This is a genomic window from Pseudomonas sp. BLCC-B112, assembly GCF_028550695.1.
Taxonomy (GTDB): domain Bacteria; phylum Pseudomonadota; class Gammaproteobacteria; order Pseudomonadales; family Pseudomonadaceae; genus Aquipseudomonas; species Aquipseudomonas danubii.
Genome location: NZ_JAQQGK010000029.1, coordinates 1 through 548 on the forward strand (window position 1 = coordinate 1; position 548 = coordinate 548).

At 61.9% G+C, this 548-nt stretch carries 1 protein-coding gene; it reads right to left on the reverse strand.

The genetic code is table 11. The annotated features are described in order from the left end of the window. A partial coding sequence (locus PQT43_RS31190; RefSeq protein WP_272755590.1) for a contractile injection system protein, VgrG/Pvc8 family occupies positions 1-548 on the reverse strand: 548 nt, incomplete at both ends.

Consider the following 548-nt stretch of genomic DNA (forward strand, 5'->3'; position numbering starts at 1 on the left):
CTGCGGGCCGGCAATGGCGGGCGATAAGGCACGTCCCAGGGAATGGCGCTGAAATGATTGCGATAACCCTGGGTGAACTCCGCTTCAGAAGCGTCGCCGCTCATCACTTCTTCAAGTACCTGAGGCTGCTTGCCGGTGTGATGAACGCTGAGCAGCAGCCACAAATCGTTGCAGGCTTGGCGCGGGTGCCCGGCCAAGGTCAAGAAGTGGCCGCTGCGCAAGGTCGGCTGATCACTCTCGCCTTCGGCCAACTGGTAGTCGACGCGATGACTTTCCAGGGCGCGTTGGGTGAGATGCTTGCCACGTGCCTCGGTCGGCATCGACAACGGATAGCGATAGTCCTCCAGCAACGGGCCCTGTTGGCAGGCGTCCTGGCTTTCCAGCAAACGGCTTGGCCGCTCAAGGTCATAGTCACGGCGGGTGACCGCAGCGGTACGGGTGCTGAAACGCTGAGAAAAACGGCTGATTACCGGGTGATCGGCGACGCTGCCACTGCCGGGTTGATAGGGCGTGACGCCGAGCTTGGGGAACCAGGTCTGATCCTCGCT